Raw genomic sequence first — 1,098 nt, forward strand, 5'->3', positions numbered from 1 at the left:
GCCTGACCGGCGTCGCCGTCTACGCCGACCCCGACCGCGACGCCCTGCACGTCCGCGTCGCCGACGAGGCCTACGCACTGGACGGCCACAGCCCCGCCGAGACCTACCTCGACATCACCAAACTCCTCGCCGTCGCCACCCGAAGCGGCGCCGACGCCGTCCACCCCGGCTACGGCTTCCTCGCCGAGAACGCCGCCTTCGCCCAGGCCGTCCTCGACGCCGGCCTGACCTGGATCGGCCCGCCCCCCGCCGCGATCACCGCGCTCGGCGACAAGGTCCAGGCCCGCCACATCGCCCAGGCCGTCGGCGCCCCCCTGGTCGCCGGCACCCCCGACCCCGTCTCCGGCGCCGACGAAGTCGTCGCCTTCGCCACCGAGCACGGCCTGCCCATCGCGATCAAGGCCGCCTACGGCGGCGGCGGCCGCGGCCTCAAGGTCGCCCGCACCCTGGCCGAGATCCCCGAGCTGTACGAGTCCGCGGTACGCGAGGCGGTGAGCGCCTTCGGCCGCGGCGAGTGCTTCGTCGAGCGCTACCTGGACCGGCCCCGGCACGTGGAGACCCAGTGCCTGGCCGACAAATACGGCAACGTCGTGGTGATCTCCACCCGCGACTGCTCACTGCAGCGCCGCCACCAGAAACTCGTGGAAGAGGCCCCCGCCCCGTTCCTGACCACCGCGCAGACCGAGCTGCTCTACACCAGTTCCAAGGCGATCCTCAAAGAGGCCGGCTACGTCGGCGCCGGCACGTGCGAGTTCCTCGTCGGCCAAGACGGCACGATCTCGTTCCTGGAGGTCAACACCCGGCTGCAGGTCGAGCACCCGGTCAGCGAGGAGGTCGCCGGCATCGACCTGGTCCGGGAGATGTTCCGGATCGCCGACGGCCAGGAGCTCGGCTACGGCGATCCGGTGCTGCGCGGGCACTCCCTTGAGTTCCGGATCAACGCCGAGGACGCCGGGCGCGGTTTCCTGCCCGCGCCGGGCACCATCACCCGGATGAGCACCCCGTCGGGGCCGGGCGTGCGGCTGGACGCCGGGTATGAGACCGGGATGACCGTGCCGCAGGCGTTCGACTCGCTGGTGGCCAAGCTGATCGTGACCG

1 protein-coding gene is annotated in these 1,098 nt (G+C 72.2%); it reads left to right on the top strand.

Annotated elements, in window-relative coordinates:
* Positions 1 to 1,098 (top strand): acetyl-CoA carboxylase biotin carboxylase subunit (locus IEZ07_RS35250; RefSeq protein WP_191898767.1); only part of this gene is annotated, 1,098 nt, incomplete at both ends.

Origin of the sequence: Planomonospora parontospora (assembly GCA_014647935.1) — a bacterium.
In the GTDB taxonomy this organism is placed as follows: domain Bacteria; phylum Actinomycetota; class Actinomycetes; order Streptosporangiales; family Streptosporangiaceae; genus Planomonospora; species Planomonospora parontospora.